This is a genomic window from Pseudomonas sp. TE3728, assembly GCF_056279145.1.
Window position 1 is genome coordinate 6,015,986 of the sequence record NZ_JBWBQT010000001.1, and the last position, 18,563, is coordinate 6,034,548.

Annotated in this window: 18 protein-coding genes and 1 pseudogene; 10 read left to right on the forward strand and 9 right to left on the reverse strand. The window is 59.9% G+C overall.

Translation table 11 applies throughout. From position 1 onward, the window contains the following. Positions 1-2 precede the first annotated feature (2 nt). The 10 genes from ACZ89R_RS26555 (at position 3) to ACZ89R_RS26600 (ending at position 7,024) form a co-directional block, all read left to right on the forward strand. Entirely contained in the window at positions 3-758 is a 756-nt protein-coding gene (locus tag ACZ89R_RS26555) for a heme ABC transporter permease (RefSeq protein WP_429547600.1), read from the forward strand. Next, complete coding sequence (gene ccmD, locus ACZ89R_RS26560) at positions 755-931, forward strand: heme exporter protein CcmD (protein WP_007894243.1); 177 nt, start codon at positions 755-757, stop codon at positions 929-931. The genes ACZ89R_RS26555 and ccmD overlap by 4 nt, the downstream gene beginning before the upstream one ends. Then, a complete protein-coding gene (gene ccmE, locus ACZ89R_RS26565) occupies positions 928-1,383 on the forward strand; it encodes a cytochrome c maturation protein CcmE (RefSeq protein ID WP_429547599.1) in 456 nt (151 codons plus the stop codon). Before ccmD ends, ccmE begins: the two co-directional genes overlap by 4 nt. Positions 1,384-1,386: 3 nt before the next feature. After that, the gene (locus tag ACZ89R_RS26570; protein ID WP_429437795.1) at positions 1,387-3,375 is read left to right on the forward strand and encodes a heme lyase CcmF/NrfE family subunit; all 1,989 of its coding nucleotides are present in this window, start codon (positions 1,387-1,389) and stop codon (positions 3,373-3,375) included. Further along, complete coding sequence (locus ACZ89R_RS26575) at positions 3,372-3,908, forward strand: DsbE family thiol:disulfide interchange protein (RefSeq protein WP_429547598.1); 537 nt, start codon at positions 3,372-3,374, stop codon at positions 3,906-3,908. Before ACZ89R_RS26570 ends, ACZ89R_RS26575 begins: the two co-directional genes overlap by 4 nt. Beyond that, the gene (locus ACZ89R_RS26580; RefSeq protein WP_007894247.1) at positions 3,905-4,378 is read left to right on the forward strand and encodes a cytochrome c-type biogenesis protein; all 474 of its coding nucleotides are present in this window, start codon (positions 3,905-3,907) and stop codon (positions 4,376-4,378) included. The genes ACZ89R_RS26575 and ACZ89R_RS26580 overlap by 4 nt, the downstream gene beginning before the upstream one ends. Then, entirely contained in the window at positions 4,371-5,573 is a 1,203-nt protein-coding gene (gene ccmI, locus ACZ89R_RS26585; RefSeq protein ID WP_429547597.1) for a c-type cytochrome biogenesis protein CcmI, read from the forward strand. The genes ACZ89R_RS26580 and ccmI overlap by 8 nt, the downstream gene beginning before the upstream one ends. 14 nt (positions 5,574-5,587) lie before the next feature. Further along, the gene (locus ACZ89R_RS26590) at positions 5,588-5,992 is read left to right on the forward strand and encodes a hypothetical protein (RefSeq protein WP_123496081.1); all 405 of its coding nucleotides are present in this window, start codon (positions 5,588-5,590) and stop codon (positions 5,990-5,992) included. A 415-nt stretch (positions 5,993-6,407) separates the two neighbouring features. After that, on the forward strand, positions 6,408-6,620 hold the full coding sequence (locus ACZ89R_RS26595; protein ID WP_427626725.1) for a type II toxin-antitoxin system HicA family toxin: 213 nt from the start codon (positions 6,408-6,410) through the stop codon (positions 6,618-6,620). Beyond that, entirely contained in the window at positions 6,620-7,024 is a 405-nt protein-coding gene (locus ACZ89R_RS26600; protein ID WP_429547596.1) for a type II toxin-antitoxin system HicB family antitoxin, read from the forward strand. Before ACZ89R_RS26595 ends, ACZ89R_RS26600 begins: the two co-directional genes overlap by 1 nt. 90 nt (positions 7,025-7,114) lie before the next feature. On the opposite strand, the gene ACZ89R_RS26605 is transcribed toward ACZ89R_RS26600, so the two are convergent. The 9 genes and pseudogenes from ACZ89R_RS26605 to gcl all read right to left on the reverse strand — a co-directional run bounded on the left by ACZ89R_RS26605 (position 7,115) and on the right by gcl (position 18,323). Further along, entirely contained in the window at positions 7,115-8,320 is a 1,206-nt protein-coding gene (locus ACZ89R_RS26605) for an MFS transporter (protein ID WP_429547595.1), read from the reverse strand. A 326-nt stretch (positions 8,321-8,646) separates the two neighbouring features. Further along, a complete protein-coding gene (locus ACZ89R_RS26610) occupies positions 8,647-9,645 on the reverse strand; it encodes a sulfate ABC transporter substrate-binding protein (protein ID WP_429547594.1) in 999 nt (332 codons plus the stop codon). Between the two features lie 182 nt (positions 9,646-9,827). Beyond that, positions 9,828-10,653, reverse strand: a pseudogene (locus ACZ89R_RS26615) (ion transporter). Positions 10,654-10,674: 21 nt separating this feature from the next. After that, positions 10,675-11,589, reverse strand: coding sequence for an urea transporter (locus ACZ89R_RS26620; protein ID WP_429547593.1), 915 nt, complete (start codon positions 11,587-11,589; stop codon positions 10,675-10,677). Positions 11,590-11,734: 145 nt separating this feature from the next. Continuing rightward, complete coding sequence (gene pyk, locus ACZ89R_RS26625) at positions 11,735-13,150, reverse strand: pyruvate kinase (RefSeq protein ID WP_429547592.1); 1,416 nt, start codon at positions 13,148-13,150, stop codon at positions 11,735-11,737. After that, entirely contained in the window at positions 13,140-14,420 is a 1,281-nt protein-coding gene (locus ACZ89R_RS26630; protein ID WP_429547591.1) for a glycerate kinase type-2 family protein, read from the reverse strand. The genes pyk and ACZ89R_RS26630 overlap by 11 nt, the downstream gene beginning before the upstream one ends. Positions 14,421-14,601: 181 nt before the next feature. Then, positions 14,602-15,486 (reverse strand): 2-hydroxy-3-oxopropionate reductase, encoded by an 885-nt coding sequence (locus tag ACZ89R_RS26635; RefSeq protein ID WP_429547590.1) that lies wholly within the window; start codon positions 15,484-15,486, stop codon positions 14,602-14,604. A gap of 140 nt (positions 15,487-15,626) precedes the next feature. Continuing rightward, positions 15,627-16,409: a hydroxypyruvate isomerase gene (hyi, locus tag ACZ89R_RS26640; RefSeq protein WP_429547589.1), complete on the reverse strand. Its 783-nt coding sequence runs from the start codon at positions 16,407-16,409 to the stop codon at positions 15,627-15,629. Between the two features lie 138 nt (positions 16,410-16,547). Further along, positions 16,548-18,323 (reverse strand): glyoxylate carboligase, encoded by a 1,776-nt coding sequence (gcl, locus tag ACZ89R_RS26645; protein ID WP_429542760.1) that lies wholly within the window; start codon positions 18,321-18,323, stop codon positions 16,548-16,550. Between the last annotated feature and the right edge of the window lie 240 nt (positions 18,324-18,563).

An 18,563-nucleotide genomic window follows, 5' to 3' on the forward strand; every position in this document is an offset into this window, starting at 1 on the left:
CAATGAACTGGACCTGGTTTCATAAGCTCGGCTCGCCCAAATGGTTTTACGGCATCAGTGGCAAACTGCTGCCATGGCTGAGCGTCGCGGCGTTGCTGCTGATCAGCATCGGCGTGGTTTGGGGGCTGGCCTTCGCGCCGCCGGACTATCAGCAAGGCAACAGCTTTCGCATCATTTACATCCACGTTCCCGCCGCCATGCTGGCGCAGTCCATCTACGTGATGCTGGCCGTGTGCGGCATCGTCGGGCTGGTGTGGAAGATGAAGCTGGCCGACGTCGCCCTGCAATGCGCCGCGCCGATCGGTGCCTGGATGACTGCCGTGGCGCTGGTCACCGGCGCGATCTGGGGCAAACCGACCTGGGGTTCGTGGTGGGTTTGGGATGCGCGACTTACGTCCATGCTTATTCTGCTGTTTCTGTACTTCGGTCTTATTGCGTTGGGCAACGCCATCAGCAATCGTGACAGTGCGGCCAAGGCCTGCGCGGTGCTGGCGATCGTTGGCGTGATCAACATCCCGATCATCAAATATTCGGTGGAGTGGTGGAACACCCTGCACCAGGGCGCGACCTTCACCCTCACCGAAAAACCGGCGATGCCCGCCGAGATGTGGCTGCCGCTGCTACTGTCGGCGCTGGGTTTCTACTGTTTCTTCGGCGCGGTGCTGTTGCTGCGCATGCGCCTTGAAGTGCTCAAGCGCGAAGCCCGGGCGAGCTGGGTGAAAACCGAAGTGCAGCACAGTCTGGAGGCCGTTCGATGAGTTTCGCTTCATTCGGCGACTTTCTCGCCATGGGCCATCACGGCCTGTATGTCTGGTCAGCCTATGGCATAAGCCTGGCGGTGCTGGCCCTCAACGTGGCGGCGCCGATCCTGGCCCGCAAGCGGTATCTGCAACAAGAGGCGCGTCGTCTGCGCCGGGAGAACGGCAAGTGAATCCGCTGCGTAAAAGGCGTCTTATCATCATTCTCGCGATCCTGGTCGGTGTCGGCGCTGCCGTCGGCCTGGCCCTGAGCGCCCTTCAGCAGAACATCAATCTGTTTTACACCCCGACCCAGATCGCCAACGGCGAAGCGCCGCAAGACACACGCATCCGCGCGGGCGGCATGGTCGAGAAAGGTTCGCTACAACGTTCCGGCGATTCCCTGGACGTGAAATTCATCGTCACCGACTTCAACAAGTCCGTGACCATCAGCTACCGCGGCATCTTGCCGGACCTGTTCCGCGAAGGGCAGGGCATCGTCGCCCTCGGCAAGCTCAACGCTGACGGCGTGGTGGTGGCTGATGAAGTGCTGGCCAAGCACGACGAGAAGTACATGCCGCCGGAAGTGACCAAGGCGCTGAAAGACAGTGGTCAATCCGCCCCAACACCCGCGAAGGAGGGTTGATCGATGACTTCCGGCATCTTTATCCCCGAACTCGGCCACTTGGCCATGATCCTGGCGCTGTGTTTCGCGCTGGTTCAAGCCGTGGTGCCGTTGCTCGGTGCCTGGCGTGGCGACCGTCTGTGGATGAGCCTGGCTCAGCCCGCAGCATGGGGGCAGTTCGCGTTTTTGCTGTTCGCTTTCGGTTGCCTGACTTACGCGTTCATGGCGGACGACTTCTCCGTCGCTTATGTAGCCAGCAACTCCAACAGCGCCTTGCCGTGGTACTACAAATTCAGCGCGGTCTGGGGCGCTCATGAAGGTTCGTTGCTGCTGTGGGCATTGATCCTCGGCGGTTGGACCTTCGCGGTGTCGGTGTTCTCCCGGCAGTTGCCGCAAGTGATGCTGGCTCGCGTATTGGCCGTGATGGGCATGATCAGCACCGGTTTTCTGCTGTTTCTGATCATGACCTCCAACCCGTTCAAACGCATCCTGCCGCAGATGCCGACGGATGGGCGCGACCTCAATCCCTTGCTGCAAGACATCGGCCTGATTGTTCACCCACCGATGTTGTACATGGGTTACGTCGGTTTCTCCGTGGCTTTCGCTTTCGCTATCGCCGCACTGCTGGGCGGTCGTCTTGATGCGGCGTGGGCGCGCTGGTCCCGTCCGTGGACGATCGTGGCCTGGGCCTTCCTCGGTATCGGTATTACGTTGGGCTCCTGGTGGGCCTATTACGAACTCGGCTGGGGCGGCTGGTGGTTCTGGGACCCGGTGGAGAACGCATCCTTCATGCCATGGCTGGTGGGCACGGCGCTGATTCACTCATTGGCGGTCACGGAAAAACGTGGCGTGTTCAAGAGCTGGACCGTGTTGCTGGCGATCGCCGCGTTCTCATTGAGTTTGCTCGGGACTTTCCTGGTACGTTCCGGCGTGCTGACGTCGGTTCACGCCTTTGCCTCCGATCCTGAGCGCGGTGTGTTCATCCTGATCTTCCTGCTGTTCGTGGTCGGTGGTTCGCTGACGCTGTTTGCCCTGCGCGCCCCAGTGGTCAAGAGCCACGTCGGCTTCAACCTCTGGTCCCGGGAAACCCTGCTGCTGGGCAATAACCTGGTGCTGGTGGTGGCCGCGTCGATGATCCTGCTGGGCACCTTGTATCCGCTGATTCTCGACGCAATGACCGGCGCCAAACTGTCGGTCGGCCCGCCGTACTTCAACGCGCTGTTCATTCCGTTGATGGCAATACTGATGGTGGTGATGGCGGTCGGCATGCTGGTGCGCTGGAAAGACACGCCGGTCAAATGGCTGATAAGCATGTTGACCCCGGTGTTGCTCGGCAGCGCTGCGCTGGCCGTGGTGGCGGGTGTCGCTTACGGCGATTTCAACTGGGCGGTGCTGGCGACGTTCATGCTGGCTGCCTGGGTGTTGCTGGCCGGTGTGCGGGATATCTTCGACAAAACGCGTCACAAGGGTTTGATCAAAGGTCTGCCGACCCTTACCCGCAGCTATTGGGGCATGCAGATCGCGCATTTGGGCATTGCCGTATGCGCGCTGGGTGTCGTGTTGTCGAGCCAGAACAGTGCCGAGCGCGATCTGCGCCTGGCGCCGGGTGAGTCCATGAGCCTGGCCGGTTATCAGTTTGTGTTCGAAGGCGCCAAGCACTTCGAAGGGCCGAATTTTACCTCCGACAAAGGCACCGTGCGGGTGATCCGCGATGGCAAGGTCATCAGTGTGCTGCACCCGGAAAAACGCCTCTACACCGTGCAGAACTCGGTGATGACCGAAGCCGGGATCGACGCAGGTTTTACCCGTGACCTTTACGTTGCGCTGGGCGAGCCGCTGGGCGAGGGCGCCTGGGCGGTTCGGGTACACGTCAAACCGTTCGTGCGCTGGATCTGGTTCGGCGGGTTGCTCACAGGTTTCGGCGGTTTGCTGGCGGCGCTGGATCGCCGTTATCGGGTCAAGGTGAAAAGCCGCGTGCGTGAAGCACTTGGCATGACGGGAGCCACCGCATGAGACGTTGGTTGATGCTGTTGCCACTGGCGATTTTTCTGGTGGTTGCTGTTTTTCTGTATCGGGGTCTGTACCTGAACCCGGCCGAGCTGCCTTCGGCGATGATCAACAAACCGTTCCCGGAGTTTTCGCTGCCCTCGGTGCAGGGTGACAGAACCCTGACCAAAGCCGATCTTCTGGGTAAACCGGCACTGGTCAACGTTTGGGGCACCTGGTGCATTTCCTGCCGGGTCGAGCACCCGGTGCTGAACAAATTGGCGCAGCAAGGCGTGGTGATCTACGGCGTCAACTACAAGGACGTCAACGCTGATGCCTTGAAATGGCTGGCCGAATTCCACAACCCGTATCAATTGGATATCCGTGACGATGCCGGCACCCTGGGCCTGAACCTCGGCGTATACGGCGCTCCGGAAACCTTCTTCATCGACGCCAAGGGCATCATCCGCGACAAATTCGTCGGCGTGATCGACGAACAAGTCTGGCGCGAAAAACTGGCGGCCAAGTATCAGGCGCTGGTCGACGAGGCCAAGCCATGAAGCGCTGGATTGCAGCCGCCGTGCTGGGTTTGAGCATGGCCGGTGTGGCCCACGCGGCCATCGACACCTACGAGTTCGCCAAAGAAGGCGATCGTGAGCGTTTTCGCGAGCTGACCAAAGAGCTGCGTTGCCCCAAGTGCCAGAATCAGGACATCGCCGATTCCAATGCCCCAATCGCTGCCGACCTGCGCAAAGAGATTTTTCGCATGCTCGGCGAGGGCAAGGACAATCAGCAAATCATCGATTTCATGGTCGACCGCTACGGTGATTTCGTCCGTTACAAACCTGCCCTCAACGCCAAAACCGCACTGCTCTGGTTCGGCCCCGCCGGCCTGCTGCTGGGCGGTTTTGTGATCATCGCCGTGATCGTCCGCCGTCGTCGCGTGCAACGCACTGACAGCCCGGACACGCTTTCTGCCGAGGAGCGCGAGCGCCTCGACCACCTGTTGGATAAAACCAAGAATGATTGATTTCTGGCTCGCTGCAGGCCTGCTGCTCCTGGTTGCCCTGAGTTTTCTGCTGATCCCCGTTCTGCGCGGTCGTCGCGCTCAGCTGGAAGAGGACCGCACGGCACTGAACGTCGCGCTTTATCAGGAGCGCGTGGCTGAGTTGCAGACTCAGCAGGAAGAGGGCGTGCTTAACGCCGAACAAATGGACACCGGCCGCGCCGAAGCTGCCCGTGAACTGCTCGCCGACACCGAAGGCCTCGAGGCGCCGCGCGTGTCGCGTCTGGGCAAGCCGTTGCCATTGCTGGCGGCGATTCTGGTGCCGGTGTTGGGCCTTGGGCTGTACCTGCATTTCGGCGCCAGCGACAAGGTCGAGCTGACCCGCGAATTCGCTCAGGCACCGCAGTCGATGGAAGAGATGACCCGTCGCCTGGAGCGTGCGGTCGCCGCCCAACCGGATTCGGCCGAGGGCCTGTACTTCCTCGGCCGCACCTACATGGCTCAGGACCGTCCGGGCGATGCGGCGAAGATCTTCGAGCGCACAGTGACTCTGGCCGGGCGGCAGCCGGAACTGCTCGGGCAGTGGGCCCAGGCGCAATATTTCGCCGATGGCAAGAAGTGGTCGGACAAGGTCCAGGCCCTGACCGACGAAGCGCTGAAAGCTGATCCGAAAGAAGTCACCAGCCTCGGTCTGCTGGGCATCGCGGCCTTTGAAGGCGAGCGTTATCAGGACGCCATCGACTACTGGAACCGCCTGCTGGCGCAACTGCCGCCGGATGATAAATCCCGCGTCGCTCTGCAAGGCGGCATTACTCGGGCCGCCGAGAAGCTGGAAGCCAGCGGTGGCAAGGTTGCCCAAGCGCCTGCGGTTAAAGCTGCAGCGCTGCTCAAAGTGCAAGTCGAACTTTCGCCAGAGCTCAAAGCCAAAGTCCAACCGGGTGACAGCGTGTTCATCTTCGCCCGCGCCATCTCCGGCCCGCCCGCACCGCTGGCCGCCAAGCGTCTGACTGTCGCCGACTTGCCGGCAACCGTTGAACTGGGTGATGCCGACGCCATGATGCCGCAGTTGAAACTGTCGAACTTCCCTGAAGTCCAACTGGTTGCGCGCATCTCCCGCGCTGGCCAACCGACTGCCGGCGAATGGATCGGTCGCAGCCAACCCTTGCCCACCAGCACCACCGCGCAACAAAAACTGATCATCGACAGCCCGGATAAATAACAGGAAGCACCACCATGACCGCCATCGCTCGTATCACTCTCCTCAGTATGGTTTTGGGGTTAAGCGCCTGTGCGGTCCAGCAGCCCGAGCCCACACGGCTGCCGCCAATCCCGCCTTCGGGACCAAGCACCAAACCGCCTCCAACGACGACACCGAGCAAACCGAGCATCCCGGTCAAACCGTCCAAGCCGATTCCACGCACTTCCGCCAGCTTTGCCCCCCCACCAGGGGGTAATAGCCATTGGGACGCGAAACTCGGCGTTTACGTTCTCGATGATCAGACCAACACCTTCTACCGCCAGCGCACCTACTACCGCTGGAACAACGGCTGGAGTCGCTCGATCAGCCCCAACGGGCCATGGGAAGAAACGGACATCCATGGCGTGCCGGGTGGGTTAGGCAGAAAATTCGGGCAGTGAATGGAAACGGCGATCTGAGGATCGCCGTTTTGCTTTTTGAGGGGCTGAAAAGATCGCAGGCTTCGCCAGCTCCTACAGGATCGCGTACGACGATGAACGGCGTGTGTACGCAAAGGTAGGAGCTGGCGAAGCCTGCGATCTTTTGATCTTGATTGTGTAGTTCAGGGGGCGGGTACAAAACACATGCGTCATATACAGCGGCAAAAGGGGAGTGCCTCACTCGTATCCTGTCCTTAACGCTTCTGCTTGCTCGGCGAGAAGCGCTTTTCAGCCTGAAGAGAGAGAGCATCCTCGACGTAGGTCCGATCGAATCAACACCCTGTAAAACAACCGAGCGTCGTGATCCGGGTTTTTGTGCTTGAGTAAAAGTAACTCTAGGGTTATTTTTTGTTGGGCCGGAGCAAGGAGGCGGGTGGTGCAGAGCAGGTTATTGATCAAGGAACTGATAGAGGCGGGCTGGACACTGGACCGGGTCACCGGCAGTCATCACATCTTCACTCACCGTTACAACCCTTACACGATACCCGTCCCTCATCCGAAGAAGGATTTGCCGGTCGGGACGGTCAAAAGCATCAGGAGGCGAGCCGGGCTTTATTGCCCGGGAGCCAGTTTGGCAGGAGATCCATAATGCAATACCCAATCTGTATCGAGTGGGGCGACGAGAACACCGCCATCGGTATTCAGATCCCCGATATTCCTGGTGCCGTAACGGCCGGGGATACGTTTGAAGAGGCTTACAACGCGGCGGTCGAAATTGCCCACATCATGCTGCAGGAGATCACGGCAAACGGGGAGTCAATTCCGATGCCGACCTCAGCGGCTGCGCACCGCGTGAATCCGGAATTTGCCGACATGGGGTGGGGGATGCTGGAACTCGACATCTCGCCGTATCTGGGCAAGACCGAGAAGGTCAACGTGACGCTGCCTGGCTACGTGATCCAGCGCATTGACCGCTATGTGCGAGAGCACAATGTCAAAAGCCGCTCCTCCTTTCTCGCGGATGCGGCGATGGAGAAGCTGGTTCGGCATTGAGGGGTATCAACCGAATCGCCTTCGCGGGCAAGCCTCATACCATTACCCCTAAATGTAGGGGCGAGGCTTGCCCGCGAAGCTTTTAGCGTCCTAAGCCGTTGCCAACGAACGCCTCTGCGAAACGCTCAAAAACCGCAACAACGCCAACAGCGGAAACGCACTACCCACAATCACGATCCACAACCAGCCGCCATGCTCATACACGGCGCTGGCCATCGAAGAACCAAACGCGCCGCCGATGAAGATGCTGGTCATGTACAGCGCATTCAGACGGCCGCGGCTTTTAGCGTCGAGGGTATAGACCGCTCGCTGGCCGAGGACCATGTTCATTTGCACGCAGAAATCCAGCACCACCCCCGTCACCGCCAGGCCGATAACGCTGTAGACCGGGTGGATGAAGGCGGGCAGGAAGCTCAGGCTGGCGAACAGCAGGGCCAGCAGCGAGGCGATGCGGGTATGGCCGGCATCCGCCAGTCGACCGGCGATGGGGGCGGCAATCGCGCCGATGGCGCCGACCAGGGCGAAGATCGCGATCTGGGTTTGCGACAAGCCATGATTGCGCGACAGCTCCAGCGGCACCGCAGTCCAGAACAGGCTGAATGTGGCGAACATGCAGGCTTGGTAAAATGCGCGCTGACGCAACACCGGCTGCTGACGCAACAGCGTCCAGAGCGAACCCAACAACTGGCCATAAGAAGCGTTGTGATCAGGCTGGCGCTTGGGGATGGTCAGGGCCAGCACAATGCTGATGGCCGCCATCAATACCGCAGCGATGATGAACATCGCACGCCAGCCGAAGTGGTCGGCTATTACGCTGGACACTGGTCGAACCAGCAGAATCCCCAGCAGCAAACCACCCATGATGCCGCCGACCACGCGGCCGCGCGATTCTTCCGGCGCCAGATGGGCGGCCAGTGGAATCAGGATCTGTACCGACACTGAGCTGAACCCCACCAGCAACGAGATGAGCAGAAACACGTTCGGCTGATCGGTGAATGCCGCGCCCAACAGACTGGCAATCGCCACCACGGTGGTGATGATCATCAAGCGGCGGTTTTCCAGCAGATCACCCAACGGCACCAGGAAGAACAGACCCAGCGCATAACCAATCTGCGTCAGCGAAACGATCAGGCTGGCCATGGTGTCGGTCAGGCCGATGTCCGGCGCGATCAGGCCGATGATCGGCTGGGCGTAGTAGATGTTGGCCACGATGGCGCCGCAGCAGAAGGCGAAGAGCAGCACCATGCCTCGGGTCATTGTCGCGGTACCGAGGGACACCTGAGACGTTGGATTCATAAACGGGTCTCGTTGAACAAGAAGAAGTGCGCAGAGGCTAATCGGCTGGCTGGAGCGGCGGAAGAGGGAACAGGGTGATAGTAATCATGCCTCTGAAGAATGATTGAGAGAGGCCGTTTATTTGAACCGATTGCATGCTCGATTGCGGCGGGCAAGGACGGCGTAACGCCTCTGATGTAACAGCATTACCCAATCTCCCGTAGGAGCTGCCGAAGGCTGCGATCTTTTGATTTTGATTTTCAGATCAAGGTCAAAAGATCGCAGCCTTCGGCAGCTCCTACAAAAAAGGCGACCCGGGAAGGTCGCCTTTTCATTGGGCTCAGGAATTACTGACCGCTGTAAATCTGATCAAAAACCCCACCATCATTGAAGTGGGTCTTCTGCACAGTGCGCCAGTCACCAAAGGTCTTCTCCACCGAAAGGAAATCAACCTTCGGGAAGCGATCGGTGTACTTGGCCAATACCGCCGGATCACGCGGACGCAGGTAGTTGGCCGCCGCAATTTCTTGACCTTCCGGCGACCACAGGTACTTCAAATATTCCTCGGCAGCAGCGCGAGTGCCTTTTTTCTCGACCACTTTGTCGACCACGGACACCGGCGGTTCCGCTTCAGCGGAAACACTTGGGTAAATCACTTCAAACTGATCACGACCAAATTCACGCGCAATCATTTCCGCTTCGTTTTCGAAGGTCACCAGCACGTCGCCGATCTGGTTGGTCATGAAGGTAGTCGTGGCCGCACGGCCGCCGGTATCCAGCACCGGTGCCTGTTTGAACAGCTTGCCAACGAAGTCCTTTGCCTTGCCCTCATCACCGCCGTTCTTTAGCACATAGCCCCAGGCCGAGAGGTAGGTATAGCGGCCGTTGCCCGAGGTTTTCGGGTTGGGGACGATCACTTGCACACCGTCCTTGAGCAGGTCGGGCCAGTCTTTCAATGCTTTCGGGTTGCCTTTGCGCACGATAAACACGGTGGCCGAGGTGAATGGCGCGCTGTTGTTTGGCAGGCGCGTGACCCAGTTGTCCGGGACCAGTTTGCCGTTGTCCGCCAGGGCGTTGATGTCGGTGGCCATGTTCATGGTGATGACGTCCGCCGGCAGGCCATCGATCACTGAACGCGCCTGTTTGCTGGAACCGCCGAAGGACATCTGCAGTGTGATGTTTTCGTTGTGCTCGGCTTGCCAGTGTTTCTGGAAGGCAGCGTTGTAGTCCTTGTAGAAATCTCGCATCACGTCGTAGGAAACATTAAGCAGGGTCGGTGCAGCCTGAGCCACGCTGCCCAAGACCAGGCCAGCGGCCAGAAGTGAGGCGCCAAAGAGTTTTTTCACTGCGCATTCCTTGTTCAGTTATGTAGGAGCTGCCGCAGGCTGCGATCTTTTGATCTTGATTTTCAAGAGCAAGATCAAAAGATCGCAGCCTGCGGCAGCTCCTACAGGTTATTTGTCAGTTATCAAAGGCAGCGACTATAGCCGGGCTCGCATAGTCCTTTAAAGATTAAAAAGCACTTTGCTTATTCCAGTTTCTTGAACAGCGCATTGCCGCAACGGGAGCAAAATGCGGCGCCGTGTTCGTGGCTGTTTTTTTGGCAGGTCGGGCAATCGTGTTGCAATTGTTCGCCGCGCATGGCGTTGGCCAATTCCGCGGTAAAGATCCCTGTGGGCACGGCGATGATAGAGTAACCGGTGATCATCACGAGCGACGAAACCACCTGACCCAATGGCGTCCTGGGCACGGATATCGCCAAAGCCCACGGTGGTCAGTGTGACGATGGCCCAATAGATGCCTTTGGGGATGCTGGTGAAGCCGTGTTCCGGGCCTTCGATCACGTACATCAGCGTGCCGAACACTGTCACCAGGGTGCTGACGCTGAGCAGAAACACCACGATCTTCTGCTTGCTGCCGCGCAACGCCGTCATCAAATAGTTGGCTTGCTTCAGATACGGGCTGAGCTTGAGCACGCGGAAAATCCGCAGCATCCGAATGATCCGGATAATCAGCAGGTACTGCGCATCGCTGTAATACAGCGCAAGAATGCCGGGCACGATCGCCAGCAAGTCCACCAGCCCATAGAAGCTGAACGCATAGCGCAGCGGCTTGGGCGAGCAGTACAGGCGCAGACCGTATTCTATGGCGAAAACGATGGTGAAGCCCCATTCGATGTACGCCAGTATGTCGGCGTAGTTCTGATGAACGCTGTCGATACTGTCCAGAATCACGATCACCAGGCTCGCCAGGATGATCAACAACAGAATGCTGTCGAAGCGGCGACCGGCCGGGGTATCGGATTGGAAAATGATGACGTAAAGGTCTTCACGCCAGTTTTTATTGCTGTCCATGGAAAACGCCTGAACCAAGAATCAGCGAAGCCTAGGTCGATTCTCCCCGGTAGCGCAAGGCGCGCTGTCCATGGCGGCCTGACGCAACACCCGAATGCCTGCGCGAATCAGCCAGCAGGCGAGGATGAAGGGTGCCGTCAGCGTTGCCAGCCCCAGTGCGACGAACCCCGGCGTGAGCAACACCGCCAGCAGGATTCCCAACAATGGCAGCCAAGGCTGGCGACGATTTTGGCTGAAGGCGAGGGCGGCAAGCACGGCGTTGTAGCCGCTCAAACCCAGCAGCGCGGTTGATGTTTCGTGATGCAGAAGGGCGAAACCGAGGCCGGCAGCGGAGCCGAGCAGCGCCCACAGGAAGGCACGATGGTCAGCGATCAGCAAACCCATGGCAATCAGAGCACCGGCCAGCGGATGATCAAGAAACAGCACCTGACCGAGCCCTTTCAATGACGCGGCGAGCAAGTTGAATGTGGTCATTTCGATCAGCGGCGCGGGTTGCTGGGGAGCGGCAAACGACAGCAGCAACCAGCTTATCCCGACGAAGGGCGCGGTGTAGGCGGGAAGGCAATCATGAGCGCGCGAATGCTTGAGCCATTGCTGGGTGAGCATCGCACTCAGGCCGCCAGCGGCAATGATCAGCGGCGGCAATAACGCTGACCACGGGAAATAAAGGCTCAGTAGCAGACCGAGCAGAATACCGTTGTAACTGAACAGCCCGGCCTGACGATCAACCTTGGTGTAACCGCGACGTTGCGCGGTGAGCAACCCGGCAACCCCTCCCAGCAACGCACCGCCGAGCAGGGCCGGAGCGCTGAACAGAATCGCCAACAGACACAGCAGACCGCACAGCGGATGGCGCTGGAGAAAGATCTGGCTGAAGCCATTGAGCAGGGCAGTGGCCCAGTCGGGGCATTGGGTGTTGAAGTGGTGGGCAGGCATTTTAGGTCTGTGTGTCAGAGGAACCGTGTCGCCTGCATCGCGAGCAGGCTCGCTCCCACACTGAATCTCTGTTCAGTCGCCAAATTTGTGAACACACAAATCAACTGTGGGAGCGAGCCTGCTCGCGATGGGGCCGTTACAGGCGCTAAATCAACGTCTCAATGCGCAACGAATTGGTCGACCCCGGCTGTCCGAACGGCACTCCCGCCGTGATCAACAACGTATCCCCCCGCTGAGCCATCCCCTGTGCCTGGGCAATCTCCAACGCTGTCGAGCACACTTCATCCACCTGGCGCAGCCGATCATTGACCACCGAGTGCACGCCCCACGCTACCGTCAAACGCCGCGCGGTTTGCAAATTCGGCGTCAGGTTGAGGATCGGCACCGTCGGCCGCTCCCGCGCTGCACGCAGGCTTGAGGTGCCGGACTCGCTGTAATTCACCAGCACCGCCACCGGCAGCACGTTGCTGATGCGGCGGATCGCGCAGCTGATCGCGTCGGACACCGTGGCCTCGGCTTTCGGTCGGCTCACGTCCAGTTGGGTCTGATAGTCCGGGCCGTTTTCCACCTGACGGATGATCTTGCTCATCATCTGCACAGCTTCCAGCGGATACTCGCCGGACGCGGTTTCCGCCGACAGCATCACCGCGTCCGCGCCTTCGGCCACCGCGTTGGCGACGTCAGTGACTTCAGCGCGAGTCGGGGCCGGGGAGAAGCGCATCGACTCCAGCATCTGCGTTGCCACCACCACTGGTTTACCGAGTTGGCGGCAGGTGCTGATGATGTTTTTCTGAATCTGCGGCACGCTTTCGGCCGGCACTTCCACGCCCAGGTCACCGCGAGCGACCATGATCGCATCGCTCAATTCGGCGATTTCCCGCAATTGAGTCACGGCCGATGGCTTCTCGATTTTCGCCATCAAAAACGCCTTGTCGCCGATCAGTGCGCGGGCTTCGCGGATGTCTTCCGGGCGTTGCACGAACGACAGCGCGACCCAGTCCACCCCCAGCTCCAGACCGAAGCTCAAGTCGCGACGATCCTTGGCGGTCAGCGGGCTCAGATCCAGCACCGCTTGCGGCACGTTGACGCCTTTGCGATCCGACAGCTCGCCGCCATTGAGCACCGTGGTGTCGATGGCGTCGGCGTATTTGGTCACCACCCGCAGGCGCAGCTTGCCGTCGTCCAGCAGCAGGTCCATGCCAGGCGTAAGCGCGGCGATGATTTCCGGGTGAGGCAAGTTGACCCGGCGCTCATCGCCCGGCGTCGGATCCAGGTCCAGACGCAAGGCCTGACCGCGATGCAGCTGCACTTTGCCTTGGGCGAATTTGCCGACCCGCAATTTCGGGCCTTGCAGGTCCATCAGTATCCCCAGCGGGTAATTCAGCTGACGCTCGACTTCACGAATCCATTGATAGCGCAGGGCGTGGTCGGCGTGATCGCCGTGGCTGAAGTTCAGGCGAAAGATATTGACCCCGGCCTGCACCAGCTCACGGATGTCGTCGATCCCGTTGGTGGCCGGGCCAAGGGTGGCGAGGATTTTGACCTTCTTATCAGGCGTCATGTTTAGTGCTCTCGAGAATCAGGATGGCGCGGAAGTCGTTGACGTTGGTGCGGGTCGGCTCAGTGACGATCAGCGCCTCCAGCGCGGCGAAATAGCCGTAGCCATTGTTGTTGTCCAGTTCATCGCTGGCGCTCAGACCGAGGGCGGCGGCGCGGGCGTAACTGCCTGGGGTCATGATGGCGCCGGCGTTGTCTTCGGAGCCGTCGATACCGTCGGTGTCACCGGCCAGCGCGTAGACGCCGGGCAGGCCTTTGAGGCTGTCGGTCAGGCTCAGCAAGAATTCAGCGTTGCGCCCGCCACGGCCATTGCCGCGCACAGTGACGGTGGTTTCGCCGCCGGACAGAATCACGCACGGCGCTGCCAGCGGCTGGCCGTGCTGGACGATCTGCCGCGCAATGCCCGCATGGACCTTCGCCACGTCCCGGGATTCACCTTCCAGGTCGCCGAGAATCAACGGACTGAAACCGGCCTGGCGGGCTTTCACCGCGGCCGCTTCGAGCGATTGCTGTGGGCGGGCGATCAACTGGAAATGACTGCGGGCCAGGCTCGGATCGCCGGGTTTGACCGTCTCCGACTCCGGGCTTTGCAACCAGTTACGCACCGAGGCCGGGACTTCGATGCCATAACGCTTGAGGATCGCCAGTGCTTCGGCCGAGGTGCTCGGGTCGGCCACGGTGGGGCCGGACGCGATGACCGTGGCGAGGTCGCCCGGTACATCGGAAATCGCATAGGTATAAACCGTGGCCGGCCAGCAGGCTTTGCCCAGACGACCGCCCTTGATCGCCGAGAGGTGCTTGCGCACGCAATTCATCTCGCTGATGGTCGCGCCGGATCTGAGCAGGGCTTTGTTGATCGACTGTTTGTCGGCGAGGGTGATGCCGGCGGCGGGTAGTGCCAACAATGCCGATCCACCGCCAGACAGCAGGAAGATCACGCGGTCGTCTTCGCTCAAGTCGCTGACCAGTTCCAGCACCCGCTTTGCGACAGCCAAACCAGCCGCATCCGGCACCGGGTGCGCGGCTTCGACCACTTCGATTTTCTCGCACGGGGCGCCGTGACCGTAACGGGTCACCACCAGGCCGGACACTTCACCCTGCCAGCAGCGCTCGACTACCTGAGCCATGGCCGCTGCGGCTTTACCGGCGCCGATGACGATCACCCGACCGCTACGATCTTTGGGCAAATGAGCTTCGAGGACGTGCTGCGGATGGGCCGCGTCGATGGCTGTAGCAAACAGCTCGCGCAGCAATTGTTGCGGATCGACCGACATGGCGGGCTCCCGGAATTCTTGTTATTGGAGGAAGGCAGCCTACGGCAGCTCTGGAAGGTTCACCCCTTTTTGGAGGGATGAACCGGATCCTGTAGGAGCTGCCGCAGGCTGCGATCTTTTTGCGGATAACGCGGTGAAAGGTAAGGCGTGAAGATCAAAGGATCGCAGCCTTCGGCAGCTCCTACCGAATCGAGAAGTTCGCCATGTGTTCCAGGCCTTTGATCAGCGCCGAGTGGTCCCAGTTGCTACCACCGATGGCCGCGCAGGTGCTGAACACTTGCTGGGTATTGGCGGTGTTCGGCAGGTTGATGCCCAATTCGCGAGCGCCGGCCAGGGCCAGGTTCAGGTCCTTCTGATGCAGGCTGATGCGGAAGCCCGGGTCGAAGGTGCCCTTGATCATGCGTTCGCCGTGGACTTCAAGGATCTTCGACGAGGCGAAGCCACCCATCAGCGCTTCACGCACCTTGGCTGGATCGGCACCGTTTTTCGAGGCGAACAGCAAGGCTTCGGCGACGGCCTGGATGTTCAGCGCGACGATGATCTGGTTCGCCACTTTCGCGGTTTGACCGTCGCCGTTGCCACCGACCAGAGTGATGTTCTTGCCCATGGCCTGGAACAGCGGCAGGGCGCGTTCGAAGGCATCGGCATCGCCGCCGACCATGATGCTCAGGGTCGCGGCTTTGGCGCCGACTTCGCCGCCGGAAACCGGGGCGTCGAGGTACTGCGCGCCTTTCTCGTTGATCTTGCCAGCGAAGGCTTTGGTGGCGGTTGGCGAGATCGAGCTCATGTCGATCACGACTTTGCCCTTGCTCACGCCCGCTGCAACGCCGTCGGCGCGGAACAGCACGTCATCGACCTGCGGGGTATCCGGGACCATGACGATGATGAACTCGGCTTCCTGGGCCACTTCTTTCGGGTTCGCCAGCGCGATGGCGCCAGCAGCGACCAGATCGGCAGGCGCCGGGTCGTGGTGCGCCGACAGGAACAGGCTGTGACCGGCTTTCTGCAGGTTCAACGCCATTGGGTGGCCCATGATGCCAGTGCCGATAAATCCGATTTTAGCCATGAGAAAATCCTCTTGTTTTTTGTGTGGCTCCCTGTAGGAGCTGCCGAAGGCTGCGATCTTTTGATCTTGATCTTGATCTTGAAAAGCAAAGTCAAAAGATCGCAGCCTTCGGCAGCTCCTACAGTGATGACCGTGTTCGGTCAGATTGCGTTATGGGTTTTCAACCAGCCCAGACCCGCTTCGGTGGTGGTCAGCGGCTTGTATTCGCAGCCAACCCAACCCTGATAACCGATGCGGTCCAGGTGTTCGAACAGGAAGCGGTAATTGATTTCACCGGTGCCCGGTTCGTTGCGCCCTGGGTTGTCGGCCAACTGGATGTGGTTGATCTCGCCCAGGTGCGCGGCCATGGTGCGGGCCAGGTCGCCCTCCATGATTTGCATGTGATAGATGTCGTATTGCAGGAACAGGTTGGCGCTGCCGACTTGTTCGCGAATCGACAGGGCTTGCGCCGTGTTGTTCAGGTAGAAGCCTGGGATGTCACGGGTGTTGATCGCTTCCATCACCAGTTTGATGCCCACCGCTTGCAGCTTGTCGGCCGCGTATTTGAGGTTGGCAACGAAGGTCTTTTCCACGGTGGCATCGTCGATGCCTTGTGGACGAATACCGGCCAGGCAGTTGATCTGGGTATTGCCCAGCACGTTGGCGTAAGCGATGGCCAGATCGACACCGGCGCGGAATTCTTCGACCCGATCCGGCAAGCACGCAATACCGCGCTCGCCCTTGGCCCAGTCACCGGCCGGCAGGTTGAACAGCACCTGGGTCAAGCCATTGGCATCGAGCTTGGCCTTGATTTCGGCGGAGCTGAAATCGTAAGGGAACAGGTATTCGACACCACTGAAGCCGGCCTTGGCGGCAGCGTCGAAGCGGGCAAGAAAATCCTGCTCGGTGAACAGCATGGACAGGTTGGCTGCGAAACGCGGCATGGTGGTCTCCTGTAAATATGTGCAGATCCCCTGTGGGAGCCAGCCTGCTGGCGATAGCGGTGGGGCAGTCAACATCAATGTTGAATGTGCCGGCCTCATCGCGAGCAGGCTCGCTCCCACAGGGAGAGCGGTCAGCAATTAATCGAGCAGCGAAATCGCCGTTGGCGCATCGTTGCCGACCAGCGCCAGGTCTTCGAATTCGTTGACGGCGTTGATCTCGGTGCCCATGGAAATGTTGGTCACGCGCTCCAGAATGATTTCGACGATCACCGGCACCTTGAACTCCTCGATCAGTTCCTGAGCCTTGCGCAGGGCAGGCTGGATCTGAGCCGGTTCGAACACCCGCAACGCCTTGCAGCCCAGGCCTTCGGCGACGGCGACGTGGTCGACACCATAACCGTTGAGTTCCGGAGCGTTGAGGTTGTCGAAAGACAGCTGCACACAATAGTCCATATCGAAACCGCGCTGAGCCTGACGGATCAGCCCCAGGTACGAGTTGTTCACGACAACGTGGATGTACGGCAGCTTGAACTGCGCGCCTACGGCCAGTTCTTCGATCATGAACTGGAAGTCATAATCCCCAGACAGCGCCACAACCTTACGGGTCGGATCAGCCTTGACCACGCCGAGTGCGGCCGGAATGGTCCAGCCCAGCGGGCCGGCCTGGCCGCAGTTGATCCAGTGACGCGGCTTGTAGACGTGCAGGAACTGCGCGCCGGCAATCTGCGACAGGCCGATGGTGCTGACGTAGCAGGTGTCCTTGCCGAAGACCTGGTTCATTTCTTCGTAAACCCGCTGCGGCTTGACCGGCACGTTGTCGAAGTGAGTCTTGCGCTGCAGGCTGGCTTTGCGCTGCTGGCAGTCTTGCAGCCAGGCGCTGCGGTTTTTCAGCTTGCCGGCGGCTTGCCATTCGCGAGCGACTTCGATGAACACGGTCAACGCGGCAGCAGCGTCGGACACGATGCCCAGGTCCGGGGTGAACACGCGGCCGATCTGGGTCGGTTCGATGTCGACATGAATGAACTTGCGGCCTTCGGTGTAAACGTCGACCGAACCGGTGTGACGGTTAGCCCAACGGTTACCGACGCCCAGCACCAAGTCGGACTTCAGCATCGTGGCGTTGCCGTAACGGTGTGAGGTTTGCAGACCGACCATGCCAACCATCAGCGGGTGATCGTCCGGGATGGTGCCCCAGCCCATCAGGGTCGGGATCACTGGAATGCCGGTCAGCTCAGCGAACTCCACCAGCAACTCGCTGGCGTCGGCATTGATGATGCCACCACCGGCGACCAGCAATGGACGTTCAGCCTGATCGAGCATGGCCAGAGCCTTCTCGATCTGTACGCGATTAGCGGTCGGCTTGGCCAGCGGCAGCGGTTCATAGGCGTCGATGTCGAATTCGATTTCAGCCATCTGCACGTCGAACGGCAGGTCGATCAGCACGGGGCCTGGGCGGCCGGAGCGCATTTCATAGAAGGCTTTCTGGAACGCGTAAGGCACCTGGCCCGGCTCCATGACGGTGGTCGACCATTTGGTGACCGGCTTGACTATGCTGGTGATATCGACGGCCTGGAAGTCTTCCTTGTGCATCCGGGCCCGGGGTGCCTGGCCGGTGATGCACAGGATCGGGATCGAGTCGGCCGAGGCGCTGTAGAGCCCGGTGACCATGTCGGTGCCGGCCGGGCCGGAGGTGCCGATGCACACGCCGATGTTGCCGGCCTTGGTGCGGGTGTAGCCCTCGGCCATGTGCGAGGCGCCTTCAACGTGGCGAGCGAGGACGTGATCGATGCCACCGACCTTCTGCAAGGCGGAGTACAGCGGGTTGATCGCGGCGCCCGGGATGCCAAAAGCGGTATCAACCCCTTCACGGCGCATCACCAGAACGGCGGCTTCGATTGCTCTCATTTTGCTCATGGTTTTGTGCCTCTTACGTTTTGTAATTGTATACAAGTGGCTTTGCGCAGAGTGTATTCACGGCGGATGGCGCAGGTCAATCCATTTTCTCAAGCAGCTGTTTCATTCGTCGGAAGCCCGAAGGACTGTGGCTTTTCGTCGCATGTGGTGCTTTTCGATGATTATTGTATACAAAAAAATAATTCATTGTGTTCTATTTGTTGCATCGGATTGCGCAACAGAAAGCAATCCAACGGCTTT